A 16,688-nucleotide genomic window follows, 5' to 3' on the forward strand; every position below is an offset into this window, starting at 1 on the left:
ACTGAAGTGAACATGATCCGCTGGGACCAGGACGCCGACGGCATCGTCACGCTGACGATGGACGACCCGGACGCCTCGGCCAACACGATGAACGAGCTGTTCGGCACCTCCTTCGCGGCCACCGTCGAGCGGCTGGAGCGCGAGAAGGACACGATCACCGGCGTGATCGTGACGTCTGCCAAGAAAACCTTCTTCGCCGGCGGCAACCTGCAGATGCTGATGGCCGTCAAGCCGGAGGACGCGCGGGAGTTCACCGACCGCGTCGAGGAGATGAAAAGCTATTTCCGCCGGCTGGAAACGCTCGGAAAACCGGTCGTGGCGGCCATCAACGGTGCCGCTCTGGGCGGTGGGTACGAGATCGCGCTGGCATGTCACCACCGCGTCCTGCTGGACGTCAAAGGCACCGAGGTCGGCCTGCCTGAGGTGACGCTCGGCCTGCTGCCCGGCGGCGGCGGCATCACCCGTACGGTCCGGCTGCTCGGCATCCAGAACGCGCTGCTGAACGTACTTCTGCAGGGACAGCGGCACAAACCGGCGAAGGCGCTGGAGCTCGGCCTGATCGACGAGGTGGTGTCGACGCCGGAAGAGCTGATCGCACAGGCGAAAGCCTGGACCAAGGCCAACCCCGAGGCCACCCAGCCGTGGGACGTGAAGGGTTACAAGATCCCCGGCGGCACGCCGTCCAGTCCGGCGTTCGCGGCCAACCTGCCGGCGTTTCCGTCCAACCTCAAAAAGCAGCTCAAAGGCGCGCCGATGCCGGCGCCGCGCAACATCATGGCGGCCGCCGTCGAGGGCGCGCAGGTCGACATCGACACGGCGACCAGGATCGAGACGCGCTATCTGTTCGACGTGGCCTCCGGCCAGGTGTCGACCAACATGATCAAGGCGTTTTTCTTCGACCTGCAGACCATCAACAAGGGTGGCAGCCGGCCGGACGGGTATGAGAAATGGTCGGCGAAGAAGGTGCTCATCCTCGGCGCCGGCATGATGGGCGCCGGCATCGCCTACTCCGCGGCCCGCTCCGGCATCGAGGTCGTGCTCAAGGACGTTTCACTTGAGGCCGCGCAAAAAGGCAAGGCGTACTCGGAGAAGATCCTCGGCAAGCAGGTCAGCCGGGGCAAGCTGACGCAGGACAAGGCCGACGAGGTGTTGGCCCGGATCACGCCGACCGACCAGGCCGCCGACGGAGCCGGTGCCGACCTGGTCATCGAGGCGGTTTTCGAGAGCGCGGAGCTGAAGAAGAAGGTCTTCGGCGAGATCGAGGACGTAGTCGCGCCGGACGCGCTGCTCGGCTCCAACACCTCGACGCTGCCGATCACCGGCCTGGCCGGCGGCGTCAAGCGCCAGCAGGACTTCATCGGCATCCACTTCTTCTCACCGGTCGACAAGATGCCGCTGGTGGAGATCATCGCCGGCGAGAAGACCGGCGACGCGGCGATCGCCAAGGCCGTCGACTTCACCTTGCAGATCAAGAAAACCCCGATCGTGGTCAACGACAGCCGTGGCTTCTTCACCAGCCGGGTGATCGGTACGTTCATCAACGAGGCGGTCGCCATGGTCGGCGAGGGCGTCGCGCCGTCGTCGATCGAGCAGGCCACCACGCAGGCCGGCTATCCGGTCGGCGCGCTCGCGCTGATGGACGAGCTGACCTTCACGCTGCCACGGAAAATTCGCGAGGAGACCAAGGCAGCGGTGGAGGCGGCCGGCGGCACCTGGCAGCCGCATCCGGCCGAGGTCGTGCTGGACCGGATGATCGACGAGTTCGGCCGTAAGGGCCGCTCCACCGGCGCCGGCTTCTACGACTACGTCGACGGCAAGAAAGCGGGTCTGTGGCCCGGCCTGAAGGACGCGTTCGCCTCTGGTACGGCCGAGATCCCATTCGCCGACATGCAGGAGCGGATGCTTTTCGCAGAGGCGCTGGAAACCGTCAAGTGCTTCGACGAAGGCGTCCTGCGGTCGATCCCGGATGCCAACATCGGCTCCATCCTCGGCATCGGCTTTCCGCCGTGGACCGGTGGCGTCATCCAGTACATCAACCAGTACGCCGGCGGCACGACCGGTTTCGTGGCGCGCGCCAAGGAGCTCGCGGACCGCTACGGCGACCGGTTCACCCCGCCGCGGTCGCTGATCGAGAAAGCCGAGCGCGGCGAGTCGTACGAATAACCCGACAAGGAGACGAAAACGGTGCTGGAAGACGAGAAGCTGGTCGCGCTGGAGGTCGAGGTCGCCGACCACATCGCCACCGTGACGCTGGTCGGACCGGGTAAAGGCAACGCGATGGGTCCGGACTTCTGGCGCGAGCTGCCGATCGTCTTCCGTGCCATCGACGCCGAGGAGGACGTACGCGCTGTCGTCCTCACCGGCTCCGGGAAAAACTTCTCGTACGGCCTGGATCTGCCGGCGATGGCACCCAACTTCGCGCCGCTGCTCGCCGACGGCGCGCTGGCCAAGGCGCGGACAGAGTTTCTCCGGCATCTGCGCGGATTGCAGGACTCGGTCAACGCGGTCGCCGAGTGCCGCAAGCCGATCGTGTCGGCGATCGCCGGCTGGTGCATCGGCGGCGGTGTGGATGTCGTCGCGGCCACCGACATCCGACTGTCCACAGTGGACGCGAAGTTCAGCGTACGCGAGGTGAAGGTGGCGATCGTCGCCGATCTGGGCAGCCTGCAGCGGCTCACCGGCATCATCGGCGACGGCCACCTGCGCGAGCTGGCCCTGACCGGCAAGGACATCGACGGCGCGTACGCGGAGAAGATCGGCCTGGTCAACCACACCTACGCCGACCAGGAGTCGCTGCTGACCGCCGCGCGCGAGCTGGCCGCCGAGCTCGCCACCAATCCGCCGCTGGTCGTCCAGGGCATCAAGGACGTGCTCGACGCCAGCCGCGGTCCGCAGGTCACCGCCGGTCTGCGCTATGTCGGCGCCTGGAACGCCGCCTTCCTGCCGAGCCGCGACCTGCAGGAAGCCGTGCAGTCCTTCGTCGAGCGCCGCTCCCCCGACTTCCGCGGCGAATAGCCGCATGGCCACCATGCGTGCGCCTGACGCACGCATGGTGGCCATGCGAACATCTCGACCGCGTGGTGCGCGTACGACGGTGAACGACCTCGATGGTGGACAGATAGCGGGAGCCGGTTAGAGTTAGCCCCACTCGTGCTTCGGAAGGAGGTTGGACGTGCGCATTCCAAACACTTGGGTCACTGCAAGCTGGCAAGAGGGCCGTGCGAGCTGGCGTCAGTCGTCGCCGTCCGCTCCGACCGGGCCCGGCCGGTGATCCGGCAAGACGCCACCAGCTCCAGCACGACGACCGTGGAAGTCCGCGGCACGTCGCGCTCTGTGGCGTTCTTCGATCCACTGGCCAGCTTTGTCGCGCTTCGTGAGGCGTATGGCGACAACGAGGTCTATCTGCTGGAGTCGCTGTCCGGTCCGGAGACCGACCGGCGCAGCTCGATGATCGGCATCGGCCGCATCCTCACGCTCACCGTGACCGTCGACCAGGTGACGCTCGACGGCGCTCCGGCGCTGGTCGAGAAGGTCAACCGGGCCTGGGACGGCATCCTGGTCGACGGCCGGCTCAAGACCCGCAAGCACCTGTGGGATCTGCTCCGCGCCGTGCAGGGCGTTTTCGACGTGTCGGCGCTGACGCCGGAGCAGCACGCCGGCTTCGGCCTGTTCGGCTACTACGGCTACGACACGACCTGGGCCGTGGAAGACCTGCCGATGCTGATCGAGCACACCGGCGACACACCGGACATCGTGCTCGCCATCTACCAGGGTTATCTGCTGCTCGACCTGGCCAAACGCCGCGCCCGCATCGACACGTACGCGGGTGACTGGTCACCGCTGGACATCGACGGCGTGCTGGACAAGCTGACCGGCATCCCGCTCGACGACGGCACGCCGCGCGTACCGAAGCCGGACAAGGTCGAGCAGCCAACCACGCGCGAGCACTACGTCAAAGGTGTCGAGACCAGCCTGGAACACATCCGCGCCGGCGACATCTACCAGCTCCAGCTCGGCCACGAGCTGCGGGTGACGACCGCGGCCGATCCGCTGGCGGTCTATCGGCGGCTGCGCGCGCGCAACCCCTCGCCGTACATGTATTTCGTCCCCAACGGTCCGCAGACCCTGGTCGGCGCGAGTCCGGAGCTGTTCGTACGGATCGAGGACGACCTGATCACGATGCGACCGATCGCCGGCACCGTACGCCGCGGCCGCGACCTCGCCGAGGACGAGATGCTCGCCGCGCAGATGCTGCGCGACGAGAAGGAGGTCGCCGAGCACATCATGCTGGTCGACCTGTGCCGCAACGACATCGGCCGGGTCTGCCGGACCAACACCCTCGAGGTGCCGGCGCTGCTCACGGTCGAGGCGTACTCGCACGTCAGCCACCTGGTCTCGACGGTGACCGGCCGGCAGACCGCCACCGCCGACGTGTGGGACGTGATCGCCGCGACCTTCCCGGCCGGCACGATGACCGGAGCGCCGAAGGTGCGCGCGATGGAGATCATCGAGTCGCTGGAGACGACCCGCCGCGGCCAGTACGCCGGTGCCATCGGCCAGGTCAGCTTCGACGGCTCGGTCAACCTGGCGCTCAACATCCGCTCCACGCTCTACGACAGCGGCGTCTACCACATGCGCGCGTCGGCCGGCGTGGTCGCCGACTCGCGGCCGGACCGCGAATGGGCCGAGACCTGGCAGAAACTCGGCGCGCCGTACTGGGCCATCACCGGTGAGGAGGCCGCCGATGCGGGCGTTCGTGATTGACGCGTACGACAGTTTCGTCTACGTCGTCGCGCAGTATCTGCGGCTGCTGGACGTCGACGTGCAGGTGCACCGTAACGACAAGATCGACTTCCACGACGTGGTGGCGGCCAAGCCTGACCTGGTGATGCTCGGCCCCGGTCCCGGCCATCCGGCCGACGCCGGCTATGTCGAGATCGTCCGCGAGGTCTCCAAGGACATCCCGACCATGGGGGTTTGCCTGGGACAGCAGGCGATCGGCCTCGCGTTCGGGGCGCGGGTGACCCGCGCGTCGCACCTCATGCACGGCAAGACCAGCGTCATCGAGCACGACGGCAAGGGCTGTTTTCGTGAGTACGACGAGCCTTTCAGCGCGACGCGCTATCACTCGCTGATCGTCGAGGACGTGACCGGCGACCTGGAGATCACCGCGCGGTCCAAGGACGACGCGTACGTGATGGGCCTGCGGCACCGCGAGTGGCCGGTCGAGTCGGTGCAGTTTCACCCGGAGAGCATCAGCACGGAGGAGGGTCTGCGGGTTTTCCGCGGGTTCCTCGACACGTACGTCGGCGTCTCGGTTTCCTAGGGTCTGTTTCGAAGTCCCACGTGGACGATAGCCGACCGTACCTAACCCTCGTGGGCAGTACACCTAGGGTTGGCCGGCCACCGCGGTGGCCGGCCGCTTCGGCCGCGCGACGGCGGCGACGATCCAGCCGGTGAGGATCGCGACCGCGCTGATGAGAACGGCGTACGCGACGTTGATCGACGTCGTGAACAGGACGCTCTGCGAAAAGGAGTCCCGGACGACCGCGGCCGTGAAGCCGGCTGGGACAACGCCGAGGACGGCCGTGACCATCCGCAGCGCGGTCACCACCACACCGGTGAGCGCGCCGGCACGCACCTCCTGGCGCTCGACCTCGCCGGACCGTACGAGCAGCCAGACCACCGGCGCCACCGCGAGGGCGACCACGACCACGCATTCCACCGCGCTCAGGCCGGACGCGATCAGGCCCGCGACGGCGGCTCGCAGGTGACCGGCGCTGATCAGCAGACTGCTGACGAATCCGTTGACAACGCTGAAAACCAGGAGCACCAGCGTGATCACAGCGGCGGCCAGCACCCCCGCCGTGACCACGCGCGACGGCCGGATCAGCACGACCAGTCCGCCGAGAGCACCGGCGATCAGCACGATCAGCAGGTGCAGGAATGCCGGCCCGACGGCCACCCGTACGACCAGGACTCCGATCGCACCGAACACGATCCCGGCCAGCAGACCAGCCACCGCGCCGACGCCGATGGACAGCGGCAGGTGTGGCTGGCCGCGGCGCAACGCGGTGATCAGCACCGCAGCGGCAGCGGCCAGCACGGCGGCCGACATCGCGTGCGCGCTCGTCGTCGCGACGAACGTCGCGAGAAGCGCCCGGCTGCTGTGCCCGGCGAACGCGCCGCTGAGTGCGAGCGAGCCGAAACCGATGAGTACGGCGAGCACGGCCAGCACGAGCGCGACGATCGGCCCGACGCGGTTCGCCATCGATGACGAAGAGGTCATGTGGAGTCCCCCAACCTGAGATCCATCGGCGAGTGTAGGACCCCCGCGCACGGCCTAGGCTGCTGCGTATGAGTCCACAGATCGCCACCAACAGCTCCGTCGACCGGACCGCTCTGACCGAATTCCTGCGTACGCGCCACAACGCCATCGTGATCACCCGCCGCCGCGACAGCGGACCGCAGGCCTCGCCGGTGACCTGCGGCGTCGACGGCGACGGCCGGATCGTCATCTCGACATACCCGGAGCGCGCGAAGGTCCACAACGCGCGCCGCGACAACCGCGTGAGCGTACTGGTGATGTCGGAAGGCTGGAGCGATCCGTGGGTGCAGGTCGACGGTGAGGCCGAGGTGCTCGACCTGCCGGAGGCGCTGGAGCCGCTGGTCGACTACTACCGCGCGATCTCCGGCGAGCACCCCGACTGGGACGAATACCGTGCGGCCATGCGAAAGCAGGGAAAGTCGCTGCTGCGCATCACGCCGCAGCGGTGGAGTCCGGTCGCGACCGGCGGCTTCCCGGCCCGGCTCGCCGAGTGAGAAGGCCGTCGCCGCAGGTCGCCGGCCTGTTGCTGGCCGCCGGCGCGGGCCGGCGCTTCGGCATGCCGAAGGCGCTGGTCGAGCACCGCGGCTCGCTGCTGGTCGAGTCGGCCGCGCGCGTACTCGCCGACGGCGGTTGCGCGCCGGTGTACGTCGTGGTCGGTGCCGCCGCCGACGAGGTGCAGGCGAAGGCGGATCTCGGCGACGCGCGCGTGGTCGTCAACGACGACTGGCCGACCGGCATGGGGTCGTCGCTGCGGCGCGGCCTGGAGGCGGTGACCAAGCAGGTCGACACCGTGGTCGACGCCGTGGTGATCCTGCCGGTCGACACTCCGGGTGTCACGGCGGCGGCCGTACGCCGCGTGGCCGGCTTCGCGACTCCGCGCGCGTTGGCCGCGGCGAGCTATGACGGCGTACGCGGTCATCCGGTGCTCATCGGTCGCGACCACTGGCCTGGCGTACGCGAAACGGCCGTCGGCGACCGCGGCGCGCGTGACTATCTCAAGGCGCATACGGTCGCCGAGGTGCCGTGCGAGGACATCGCCGTCGGCACCGACGCCGACCGCCCCGAGGACCTTCCGACCTGATTTCCGCATGGCCCCATGCGTGCGTCGACCTTGAGTTTCGAGCTCTGGGTTGGTGACTTGGTTCCGCGCCACTGGACGCCCGACGGCTGGCAACGTCAGAATCCCCGGCTGGCCTCCCCTGCTCCGAGAGCTGCTCACCTGGGTCATCGTCGGGCAGTGCAGCGACCGGATGATGCGCTTCCAGCCATCGGCTGCGCGGACCGGCGCGGAAGGTGTCGTGGTGTCCCGGTAGGTGGCGAAAGGGTCCACTCAATGGGATCCACGGGGCGTGGAACGCTAAATGTCTGCCTTGTGACGTCTACCGGAGGGGTGAATGTCGAGTGGATGTTCACAGAGACTCCCTTACGTGCGCCTGGATCGCGGCGGCGTAGGAGTCCCTGCGGCGTCTACGTTCGAAGGGCTGCTGGTGGCAGGTGGCCTTCGACGAAGTGCATCGCGACCGCGGCGGCCAGCGCAAGCACGACCAAGGCGATCCATGGCGCGGCCGGAGCCAGCGAGAACAGCTGTGTGAACATCACCGGTGCCAGTACGTTGGCGAACGCGAACGAATACTGGAAAGCGCCGAGATAGCGACCGCGCGCGGCCGGCGGACTCGCGCCGGCGGCCAGGCCCATCGAGGTCGGCGCGTGCATCAGCTCGGCGGTCGTGAAAGCAAGCGTCAGTACGAAAACGAACGCGGCGGTCAGAAAGGCCGGCAGGTAGAACGCGATCGCCAGACAGCAACTCCACAGCGACCACACGACACCGGCGACAAACAAAATCAGCACGCGGCGGCGGCCGCGCAGCCGGCGTACGACCATCGTCTGCAGCAGCGCGATCGCAGCCGTGTTGATAGCGAAGACGACACCATTGACCCAGCCGGGTTGATGCAGGCCGAGCCGCAGATAGACCGGCCCACCGACCACGAACATCGTGACGCACAAAGCGAAAACCGTGTTGATGCCGATCAGCGCCAGATACGGCCGGTTGCGGCCGAGCGGCTGCGCACCGCCGGTGTCCTGTTCGCGTACGACCGGCCGCGCCGATCGTCCGGCGAACGCCAGGATCAGGATCGCGGCCAGGAAGGACACCGCGTCGAGGCCGACGATCAGCTGGTAGGCGAATTTCTCCCCGATGGCCACCAAACCGGCGCTCACCACCGATCCGATGCCGACACCGGCGTTCTGCACCGCACCGACCACACCAAACCAGTGATCGCGCCGCTCCACCGCACTGCGCTCGGTGACCAGCGTGAAGATGGCCGACCAGAAAAACCGCTGTCCGAACGCGGTCGTCATCACCGTGACGACAAGCAAAACCGGTTCGCGTACGAACAGATAGCCGGCGAATCCCAGGCCCTGCAACACAAAGCTGACCAGCACCACCTGGCGCGCGCCGATCCGGTCGGCCAGCATGCCGATCAGCACCGGCAGCGGAACGGAAACCAGCGTCGCGATGCTGACGCACGCGCCGACCGTGCCGACCGGAATGCCGGCGACCACGATGAAATACAGCAGTGACACCGGCAGATAGATCCCGGTGCCGATCGAGTCGATCACCAGTGTCGCGATGACCGGCGCCATCGACGCCGTGTCGGAATCTTCCTTTGCCGTGGTCACGCCATGCCAGCGTACGTGAGTCAGCGCAGCAGCGCGTGCCCCTCCGCCAGTTGCTCGGCCTGCCGCAACCAGTCGTCGCCGTCCAGCGCGAGCGCGACCCGGTGCGCGCCGGCCTCCGCGTAGCCGGCCAACCGCTCGGCGATTTCCTGCGGTCCGCCGAAAATCGGCACCGCGGGCGCCTCCTCCGGTGGGATGCCGAAGGTCGAGGTGAGGTCGCGTACGAACGCGTCGAAATACGCCCTGTCCGCGATGTGATGGCCGCCAACGGTCACCATCGGCTCTTTCCCGGCCAGGTCACGCAGCTTGGCGACACCGTCGGCGAGTACACCGTGTGGCACCAGGGAAGGAAACCACTCCGCGTCGTACTTCACGACGCGGTCGAGCGTACGCGGCGCGGCGCTGCCACCAATCAGGACCGGCGGCATCTTCGCGGCCGGCGCGATCGTCACGGTCACGCCCCGAGTTTCGGTCGGAGCACCGGAAACCAGGCTCGGCAGCAGGTCGAGCGCCTCGTCGGTCAGCCGGCCACGATCGGCCGGCGCGACGCCGAGCGCCGGCCAGAACGGCGCCCGCGGAAAGCCACCCGATCCGACGCCGAACAACACCCGACCACCGGAAACGTATTGCAAACTCGCGATTTCCGCGGCCGTACGGACCGGCGCGTGCAGCGGCAGCACGTAGACGCTGAAGCCGAGGTTGATCCGCTCGGTCGCCTCCGCCGCGACGCCGAGCGCCATCACGCTGTCCAGCGCCGGCGTGCCGTCTCCCATGTCGAAGTCGGCGACCCACACCGACTCGAAGCCGAGTTGCTCCGCGTGCCGCGCGGCGGCGCCAATGCCGCCGGCGGCACGCAGGTTGTCCAGGTTGGCGATGGTCGGCAGGCAGAGCCCCAGTTTCAGATCCGTCATGCCACCGACGCTAGAACCTCAACTTATGTCGAGGTCAACAGACTTTCCAATCGGAATCCGATTGCGTCTTCGGATGCCTCCCGACCCGCATATTTGTCATAACGCGTGCCAATCGGACCCCAGGCTCGGGTCCCCAGCCAGACCCCAGAACCAGGAACCAGGACCTACCGGTGCAGGAACTCGTGGACGCGGTCGACGTAGGGCTGGCGGTCATAGCTGCCGACCAGCGCGCCCGCCATCCGCACCGGGTCACCGAAGAAGTAGTACTCGTACAACGCCTGCCGGCCGCCGAAAGCTGACACCGCCAGGTCCCAGGCCAGCCGGAACAGCCGTACGCGCTCCGGCCCGTCCAGTGCCGCGGACTGCAGATACCGCGCGATGTCGCTGGCCGCGGTGCCGTTGACGTCGGCCTCGGTCGGCAGCGACATCAGGCCGCTCGCGCCGAACTTCCGGATGATCTCGGGGAAACGCTGGTAGAGCTTGGGATAGTAGTTGCGCGCTGCGTTCAGCGGCTCCCATTTCGGCGTCATGACACCGAAAGAGTTCACCGACGCGTCCGCCTCGGACGCACGCAGCAGTCCACGCAGCACCTCCAGTGCGACGATGACCTCGGCCACGTTTTCCTGGATATGGCTGAACTTGTCGATGCCGATCGCCTCGGTCATCGCGGTCAGCAGGCCGAGTACGAACTCGGTTTTCGCCGTCGTACGCGTGACGACCTGGTGCGTCATGTGGACGACCGCGCTGGTGTCAGTGTAGAAGTTGTTGCACAGCTCCGGATGCCCGAGCATGAAGACCCGCTCGTAGGGCACGTGCACCTTGTCGAAGACGACGACCGCGTCCATCTCCTCGAACCGCGTCGACAGCGGATGATCGAAATGCGTGCCGCCGTAGTCAAACGACTCACGACAGATGAACCGCAGGCCGGGAGCGTCGCACGGAATGGCGAAAGCAAAGGAGTACGGCGCGTCCTCCGGCGTGCCGCGCAGCACGGTCGACGGAAACACCAGCAGCTCGTCGGCGGTCGGGCCGATGGTGGCCAGCATCCGCGCGCCTTCGACGACGATGCCGTTGTCGTCCTCGGAAACCACGCGCGCGGTCAGTTTTCCGCCGAGCTGCTGGCCTCCGCCGGTGGCGCGGTTGGCCTGCGGCGGGATCAGCGTGTGTGTGGTGAGCAGGTCCTGCTCGCGCACCATCTCGTAATAGCTGCGGATGTTCTCGGCGAACCGATAGTCGGCTTGCGCGAACCACTGGCCGGCGGTCGAGAGTGCCATCAGCGCGCTGTTGAGATAGTCACCGGTACGGCCGAGCGTGCCGAGGCTGTGGTCGGCCCAGGTCTTCATCATCGTCCGGCGCCGGACCAGGTCGTCGGCGGTTTTCGGCACCAGGAAAGAGGTCCCGACCCGGTCGCCGGTGATTGGCGAGGTGTATGTCAGCTTGTCCCGATAGCGCTCGTCATGCTGCATGTCGAAAAGCTCCGCGTACGTGCGCACGACATTGCGAAACGCCGGATGGTCCGGGATGTTGTCGGTGACCTCCTCGCCGTTGACGTGCACGCTCGGCCGCGTGGCGGCCAGCCGCTCGACGTACTCCTTGCCGGTCCTCGCACCCATTTTCCGCTCCTAAATGAGAAACTCCATGCCGGTCTCCGGCTCCGCCACACTGGTGAACCTGCTGTTCGCGTACGCGAGCGCCTCGCCGTCGCGATAGGCGACGTCGACCACCTCGCCGACCACCAGCGTGTGGTCGCCGCCGTCGTAGCAGCGCCACGGCCGGCATTCCAGGCAGGCCAACGCGCCGGCCAGCCGCGGCGCCGCGACACCGTCGGACCAGACCGGCTCGATCGGCTGTGACCGGCCGGAGAAATGCCGCGCCACCCGCTCCTGCTCGGCGCCGAGCACGTTGACGCAGAATTCCGCGCCACACAAGGCATCGTGCGAGCGGGCTTGCTTGGCGATGCTGACCAGCACCAGCGGCGGATCCATCGACACCGAGGTGAACGAGTTGACCGTGATGCCGCGCGGCCCGTCCCCGACGAAGGTCACGACGACGACGCCGGTCACGAACCGACCCAGACACGCTCGGAAGTCACCGGCGGAGAACTGCGGTGTGTCCCGCGTCATATTCGATAGTGTAGTACGAAAAACGTACGCTGTGAACCCTTAGCGTACATAGAGGTTCGGAGCTTTTTGTGCAGATGCGTGCTCGCACCGGATATCGTGCGGTAATGAATACGCCGGGTAAGCCGACGCCAACCGAACACGCCGGAGCCCACTCCCTCACCCTCGAGCGGGGGTTGCGCGTCCTGAAGACTCTCGGTGACCATCCGGACGGTCTTTCGGTCTCGCAGCTGGCGCAGACCCTCGACACGCACCGTGCCGGCATCTACCGGCTGCTCGGCCCGTTGGTGGAGCAACGTTTGGTGATACGGCTGGAAAACGGGCGCTATGTGCTAGGTCCTGGACTGATCGAACTGGCCAGCAGGGTGCGGTCGCGGCTGCGCGAGGTCACCGTACCGATCCTGCAGCGGCTGGCCGACGCGTTGCGCGCCACCACCGCTCTGACGCTGCGTGACGGCGACGAGGCGGTGGTCGCCGCCGTCCTGCAGCCCCGCAGCACCGACCTGCACATCGCCTACCGGACCGGTCTGCGCCATCCGGTCACGGTGGCCGCCTCCGGCATCGCGTTGCTGGCCGGCCGGGCACCGCGTCCGGACGAGCGAGATGTGGTGACCCAGGCCAGAAAAGTCGGCTACGCGATCTCACACGGCGAGCTGTTGGTCGGCGCCAGCGGCGTCGGCGCGCCGATCCAGCTGCCCGGCCGCGAGGTCGATGCGAGCATCAGCGCGGTCTGGGTCGACGATCGCGACCCGCACCTGGCCGGCCGCGAGCTGGTGAAGGCCGCCCGGCAGATCACGTACGAACTTGGCTGACCGCCGCGAGGGTGACGTTTGCCGGTCGTTTGTGGCCTGACGACCGGCAAAACGTCACCGGCGGCAGGTTTTTGCCGTTGGGGCGTACGCTGCCGCCATGCCGACGCTGACCGCGGACCTCATGCTGCTGCTGTCCAATGACGGCCTCACGCCGGTCACCGAGTGGCGCGACCTGGCGGTCGCCGGCGGGTTGCTCTTCGATCTGCTCGCCGCCGACCGCGTTGCGATCAGCTCCGACGCCGTCACCCTCAAGGACAACCGGCCGACCGGCTTGGCGGCCAGCGACGCGGCGCTCCGACAGCTCGCGTTTCTCCACCAGGCGCCTCCTGACCAGGTCGTCGAGACGTTGCGGGCCGCGGTGAGCCAGCAGGCCAACAACCAGATGGCACAGGAGGAGATCGCACGCGCGCACCGACTCTCCAAGAAGACGGTGGTGTGGCAGGTGATGCGACCGGAGGAGCGGCAGTCGCTGACCGACCGGATAGCCGCGGCGATCGTCGCCGGCGAAACCGACGATGATCAGGTCAGGTCGCTGATCGCGGTGCTGCGCGGCGTACACGTCGGCGACCAGCTGTTGCGCATGTCCATCCGCGAGTTTCAGGCCGTCGCCGGTCACATCGTGTACGCACGGCATTGGCCGGGTGTGCTGATGGCGGACTCACTGGACCTGGCCCGTAACAGGATAACCTGCAAGGCGTACGAGCAACGGATCGTGCAACTGACGGACCAACTGGCCGCGCACATCAACTACTAGCCTGGCTGGCCTGCCACTCGCGGAAGCTGGTCACCGTGTTGAGCTTGTGAGCGCGCGCCGCCGCCTCGATCGCGGCCGAGTCGTCGCCGCCGAGCAGGTCGATGATCCGGTCGTGCTCGGCGATGGAAGCCTTGCCGCGATAGGGAATCTGCACGAAGACCGTACGCCGGATGCGGTCCAGCCGCGCCGCGGTCGCCTCGATCAGCTCGACCAGATAGGGGTTCGGGCAGCGCGCGTAGATGGCCGCGTGGAAGTCGCGGTTGAGCGAGCCGAAGCCGAGCGAGTCCATCCGGTCCAGGCATTCCACCATGCCGGCGTTGATGTCGCGCAGCTTCTGGATGTCGGCCGGGGCAAGCAGCGGCGCGGCGAGTGCGGTCGCATAGCCTTCCAGCACCGCGAGCACCGACAGCTCCTCGACGAACTGGCCGGGGTCGACCGGCGACACGCGCGCGCCGACCTGTGGCTCGAAGATCACCAGGCCTTCGGCCTCCAGCCGACGGATCGCCTCGCGCGCCGGCACCGCGCTGACCCCGAGCTCGCCGGCGATCGCGTCGATGACCAGCCGGAACCCCGGTCCGTACGTGCCGGACAGGATGCGTTTGCGCAGCTCGTCATAGACCAGCTGCTGCTTGGTCGGCCGCTGTTCTGCCACCCTCCTACGTTAGCTGGCCGGATGCCGCGACGACTCGTCACCGGCAGCTGGCGCCGGTAACGAGTCGTTGCGACCTTCACGGGATGTGCGGACGGGTGCCGGGTTCCTGTTTGGGTGGGGTCTGGTCGGCGCCGGGCAGCGTGGGCGCCGGCAGGTTGGCCACCTCGTACTGCGCCTCCTGCAGCTTGCGGCGGGTGTCGGGCAGCCGCGGCGGGTACGGTCGCGGCGAGCGAAACCGGAAGGCCGAGGTGAGGTCACCGAAGGTCTTGCGCCGCCAGTCGCTGATGTTCGGCTCCTCGACACCGGTCAACTTCTCGACGAACCGCAGGCACGAGGTGTGGTCGAAGGTCTCGGTGGCGACCCAGCCGCCGGCCGTCCACGGCGAGACGATCACCAGCGGCACGCGATAGCCGCCACCGATCGGCAGGCCGCCGACGAACTCGTGCGGTGTGCCGGCCGGCGGGGTCGGCGGCACGACGTGGTCGAAAAGGCCGTCGTTCTCGTCGTAGTTGAGAACGAACGCGGTCTTGCGCCACACGCGCGGATTCGACGCGATGGCCTCGATCTTGCGCGCCACGAAGTCCGCGCCGGCCGCCGGGATGTAGTCAGGATGTTCCGACTCGTACGACGTGCAGATGATCCACGAGACGGTCGGCAGCCGGTCGTTTCGCGCGTCCTCCTCGAAATCGTTGGGATGGCCGTAGGTCAGGCCGCGGTCGAACAGCGGCTCGCCGGGCTTGCTCTGCTGGAAGTTGTGGAAGTTTTCCAGCATGTTGCAGCCGTAGTTGTCGATGGTCTGGTAGACCTTCCAGCTGATGCCGGCCTTCTGCAGCCGCTCGGCGTACGTCGTCCAGGTGTAGCCGCCTTTGGGCACCACGTTGCTGATGATCGGACCGCCACCAGTGCCGTCCGGGTCGATGGTGCCGGTCATCCAGTACATCCGGTTTGGCCAGGTGGGGCCGAAAACCGAGCAGTGGTAGTGGTCGCCGACGGTGAAGGACTCGGCCAGCGCGTACTGGAACGGAATGTCCTCGCGCGTGTAGTAACCCATCACGTACGGCCCGTTGGCCTTGTCGGCGGCGCGGTGCGCCGGCAGCCAGTTGTCCATCTTTCCGTTGTTCCAGGCCTGGTGCTGCACCGACCAGGCGTGGCTGGTGGACGGGATGGCCTGCGCGCTGCTCGCCCTGGTGTCCAGGTGGAACGGCAGCAGATAGCCTTTCGGGTTGACCGAGTCAGGCTGGTAGAACACCGAGTTTCCGTTCGGCAACTTGATCGCGTCCGGGTCGTCGAAGCCGGCGACGCCTTTCATGGTGCCGAAGTAGTGGTCGAACGACCGGTTTTCCTGCATCAGGAAGACCACGTGTTCGATGTCGTGCAGGGAACTGCGTTTCGGCGCCTCGGCGGCGAGCGCCTTCTGTACGTTTGGCGGCAACAACTGCGATGCGGCGGCCGCTGCTCCGGTCGCCGCGGCCGCACCGAGCAGTCGCCGACGGGTCAGTTCGGTCATTCTCACTCCGTCATCGGTGGAATGGGTCCGCAGGAATCTTCAGTCCCACCGATTGTTTCGCAGGCGAATTCCAGGTCAACATTCGGCGACACTTTTTCGGTGACCTGATTTGGCCGCCAGCGCACCAAGAACTCGTTACGTTGTCAGCAGCGGTCGAGCATTCCGGAGAGCGCGCTCTTTTCCGCCGAGGTGACGGTGAGTTTGTAGTAGTACTTGACCGCGACCCAACGCGTCGCGTACGTGCACCAGTAGGAGGTGAGCGGTGGCTTCCAGGTGTCCGGCGACTGGTCGCTCTTCTCCTGGTTGACGTTGTCGGTGACGGCGAGCAGCTGTGGCCGGGTCAGGTCGTTGGCGAACTGTTCGCGTTTGGCCGTCGTCCAGCTGCTCGCACCGGTCTTCCACGCGTTGGCCAGTGGCACCATGTGGTCGATGTCGATGTCGGAGGCCCTGGTCCAGGTGGCGCCGTCGTACGGACTCTTCCAGCTGCCGGAAGTCGGATAGCAGTCGCTGCCGACCCGGACGTTGGTGCCGTCGCGTTTCAGCACGGTCTCACGCGTGTCGCAGGTGCCGGACACGATGTGCCAGTGCGGAAACTTGTCCCGGCTGTAGCCGGAGGACGAGCCGTTGGGTTTCACGGTCAGCGCGTTCAGCTCGCTCCTGGCGTCGGCCGGCGCGGCCTGTACGGGTGGGGTGATCGCGAGCGCCAACAGGATGGATGTCGCGGTCGCGGTCAGGACGGCGAAGATTTTTCGTCTCATGGCCCGGATCCCTCGAAATCGGCGGCCACCTGGGCCAGCTCGGCTCTGTGGACGATTTTTACCGTCGCATGACCGCGTACAAAATAGCTACAGCCGCCGGGTAAACAGTCGGTACCCAATTAATAACGTGCGAGACCTACCCACTGATGTCCAGTCGCGGACGCATGGTT

The 16,688-nt window shown here is 67.1% G+C and carries 16 protein-coding genes; 8 read left to right on the forward strand and 8 right to left on the reverse strand.

Features of this window, described 5'->3' with window-relative positions:
* Positions 1-12 precede the first annotated feature (12 nt).
* From GNX95_RS29335 to GNX95_RS29350, 4 genes are all read left to right on the forward strand, one after another.
* On the forward strand, positions 13-2,163 hold the full coding sequence (locus tag GNX95_RS29335) for a 3-hydroxyacyl-CoA dehydrogenase NAD-binding domain-containing protein (protein ID WP_163511998.1): 2,151 nt from the start codon (positions 13-15) through the stop codon (positions 2,161-2,163).
* Between the two features lie 21 nt (positions 2,164-2,184).
* Positions 2,185-3,015 (forward strand): crotonase/enoyl-CoA hydratase family protein, encoded by an 831-nt coding sequence (locus GNX95_RS29340; protein WP_246281796.1) that lies wholly within the window; start codon positions 2,185-2,187, stop codon positions 3,013-3,015.
* 252 nt (positions 3,016-3,267) lie between these two features.
* Positions 3,268-4,764: an anthranilate synthase component I family protein gene (locus GNX95_RS29345; protein WP_163510874.1), complete on the forward strand. Its 1,497-nt coding sequence runs from the start codon at positions 3,268-3,270 to the stop codon at positions 4,762-4,764.
* Entirely contained in the window at positions 4,745-5,326 is a 582-nt protein-coding gene (locus GNX95_RS29350) for an anthranilate synthase component II (protein ID WP_163510875.1), read from the forward strand. Before GNX95_RS29345 ends, GNX95_RS29350 begins: the two co-directional genes overlap by 20 nt.
* 63 nt (positions 5,327-5,389) lie before the next feature.
* Here GNX95_RS29350 and GNX95_RS29355 read toward each other — a convergent pair whose 3' ends face one another.
* Positions 5,390-6,289: a hypothetical protein gene (locus tag GNX95_RS29355; protein ID WP_163510876.1), complete on the reverse strand. Its 900-nt coding sequence runs from the start codon at positions 6,287-6,289 to the stop codon at positions 5,390-5,392.
* Positions 6,290-6,357: 68 nt separating this feature from the next.
* Between GNX95_RS29355 and GNX95_RS29360 the strand changes: the two genes are divergently transcribed.
* The gene (locus tag GNX95_RS29360) at positions 6,358-6,822 is read left to right on the forward strand and encodes a PPOX class F420-dependent oxidoreductase (protein ID WP_163510877.1); all 465 of its coding nucleotides are present in this window, start codon (positions 6,358-6,360) and stop codon (positions 6,820-6,822) included.
* Positions 6,819-7,409, forward strand: coding sequence for a nucleotidyltransferase family protein (locus tag GNX95_RS29365; protein ID WP_246281797.1), 591 nt, complete (start codon positions 6,819-6,821; stop codon positions 7,407-7,409). The genes GNX95_RS29360 and GNX95_RS29365 overlap by 4 nt, the downstream gene beginning before the upstream one ends.
* 386 nt (positions 7,410-7,795) lie before the next feature.
* Here GNX95_RS29365 and GNX95_RS29370 read toward each other — a convergent pair whose 3' ends face one another.
* The 4 genes from GNX95_RS29370 to GNX95_RS29385 form a co-directional block, all read right to left on the reverse strand.
* Complete coding sequence (locus GNX95_RS29370) at positions 7,796-9,007, reverse strand: MFS transporter (RefSeq protein ID WP_163510878.1); 1,212 nt, start codon at positions 9,005-9,007, stop codon at positions 7,796-7,798.
* A gap of 20 nt (positions 9,008-9,027) precedes the next feature.
* On the reverse strand, positions 9,028-9,915 hold the full coding sequence (locus tag GNX95_RS29375) for an LLM class flavin-dependent oxidoreductase (protein ID WP_163510880.1): 888 nt from the start codon (positions 9,913-9,915) through the stop codon (positions 9,028-9,030).
* A gap of 164 nt (positions 9,916-10,079) precedes the next feature.
* On the reverse strand, positions 10,080-11,528 hold the full coding sequence (gene hpaB, locus GNX95_RS29380; RefSeq protein WP_163510881.1) for a 4-hydroxyphenylacetate 3-monooxygenase, oxygenase component: 1,449 nt from the start codon (positions 11,526-11,528) through the stop codon (positions 10,080-10,082).
* 9 nt (positions 11,529-11,537) lie between these two features.
* Positions 11,538-12,038: a flavin reductase family protein gene (locus tag GNX95_RS29385; RefSeq protein WP_163510883.1), complete on the reverse strand. Its 501-nt coding sequence runs from the start codon at positions 12,036-12,038 to the stop codon at positions 11,538-11,540.
* Positions 12,039-12,142: 104 nt separating this feature from the next.
* Here GNX95_RS29385 and GNX95_RS29390 point away from each other — a divergent pair, with 104 nt between their 5' ends.
* Together GNX95_RS29390 and GNX95_RS29395 are read left to right on the forward strand one after the other, a co-directional pair.
* Entirely contained in the window at positions 12,143-12,847 is a 705-nt protein-coding gene (locus GNX95_RS29390) for an IclR family transcriptional regulator (RefSeq protein WP_163510885.1), read from the forward strand.
* 97 nt (positions 12,848-12,944) lie between these two features.
* The gene (locus GNX95_RS29395) at positions 12,945-13,601 is read left to right on the forward strand and encodes a GOLPH3/VPS74 family protein (RefSeq protein ID WP_163510887.1); all 657 of its coding nucleotides are present in this window, start codon (positions 12,945-12,947) and stop codon (positions 13,599-13,601) included.
* Here GNX95_RS29395 and GNX95_RS29400 read toward each other — a convergent pair.
* The 3 genes from GNX95_RS29400 to GNX95_RS29410 all read right to left on the reverse strand — a co-directional run bounded on the left by GNX95_RS29400 (position 13,591) and on the right by GNX95_RS29410 (position 16,518).
* Positions 13,591-14,253, reverse strand: coding sequence for a GntR family transcriptional regulator (locus GNX95_RS29400; RefSeq protein WP_163510889.1), 663 nt, complete (start codon positions 14,251-14,253; stop codon positions 13,591-13,593). The genes GNX95_RS29395 and GNX95_RS29400 overlap by 11 nt on opposite strands.
* A gap of 76 nt (positions 14,254-14,329) precedes the next feature.
* The gene (locus GNX95_RS29405; protein WP_163510890.1) at positions 14,330-15,760 is read right to left on the reverse strand and encodes an alkaline phosphatase family protein; all 1,431 of its coding nucleotides are present in this window, start codon (positions 15,758-15,760) and stop codon (positions 14,330-14,332) included.
* Between the two features lie 143 nt (positions 15,761-15,903).
* The gene (locus GNX95_RS29410; protein WP_163510891.1) at positions 15,904-16,518 is read right to left on the reverse strand and encodes an HNH endonuclease family protein; all 615 of its coding nucleotides are present in this window, start codon (positions 16,516-16,518) and stop codon (positions 15,904-15,906) included.
* Positions 16,519-16,688 lie beyond the last annotated feature (170 nt).

The organism is Fodinicola acaciae, from assembly GCF_010993745.1.
Lineage (GTDB): Bacteria > Actinomycetota > Actinomycetes > Mycobacteriales > HKI-0501 > Fodinicola > Fodinicola acaciae.

Coding starts and splice junctions, on each gene's coding strand:
- GNX95_RS29335 (WP_163511998.1), top strand. CDS start 13: ATGATCCGCTGGGACCAGGACGCCGACGGCATCGTCACGCTGACGATG.
- GNX95_RS29350 (WP_163510875.1), top strand. CDS start 4,745: ATGCGGGCGTTCGTGATTGACGCGTACGACAGTTTCGTCTACGTCGTC.
- GNX95_RS29355 (WP_163510876.1), bottom strand. CDS start 6,289: ATGACCTCTTCGTCATCGATGGCGAACCGCGTCGGGCCGATCGTCGCG.
- GNX95_RS29360 (WP_163510877.1), top strand. CDS start 6,358: ATGAGTCCACAGATCGCCACCAACAGCTCCGTCGACCGGACCGCTCTG.
- GNX95_RS29375 (WP_163510880.1), bottom strand. CDS start 9,915: ATGACGGATCTGAAACTGGGGCTCTGCCTGCCGACCATCGCCAACCTG.
- hpaB (WP_163510881.1), bottom strand. CDS start 11,528: ATGGGTGCGAGGACCGGCAAGGAGTACGTCGAGCGGCTGGCCGCCACG.
- GNX95_RS29385 (WP_163510883.1), bottom strand. CDS start 12,038: ATGACGCGGGACACACCGCAGTTCTCCGCCGGTGACTTCCGAGCGTGT.
- GNX95_RS29390 (WP_163510885.1), top strand. CDS start 12,143: ATGAATACGCCGGGTAAGCCGACGCCAACCGAACACGCCGGAGCCCAC.
- GNX95_RS29395 (WP_163510887.1), top strand. CDS start 12,945: ATGCCGACGCTGACCGCGGACCTCATGCTGCTGCTGTCCAATGACGGC.
- GNX95_RS29405 (WP_163510890.1), bottom strand. CDS start 15,760: ATGACCGAACTGACCCGTCGGCGACTGCTCGGTGCGGCCGCGGCGACC.
- GNX95_RS29410 (WP_163510891.1), bottom strand. CDS start 16,518: ATGAGACGAAAAATCTTCGCCGTCCTGACCGCGACCGCGACATCCATC.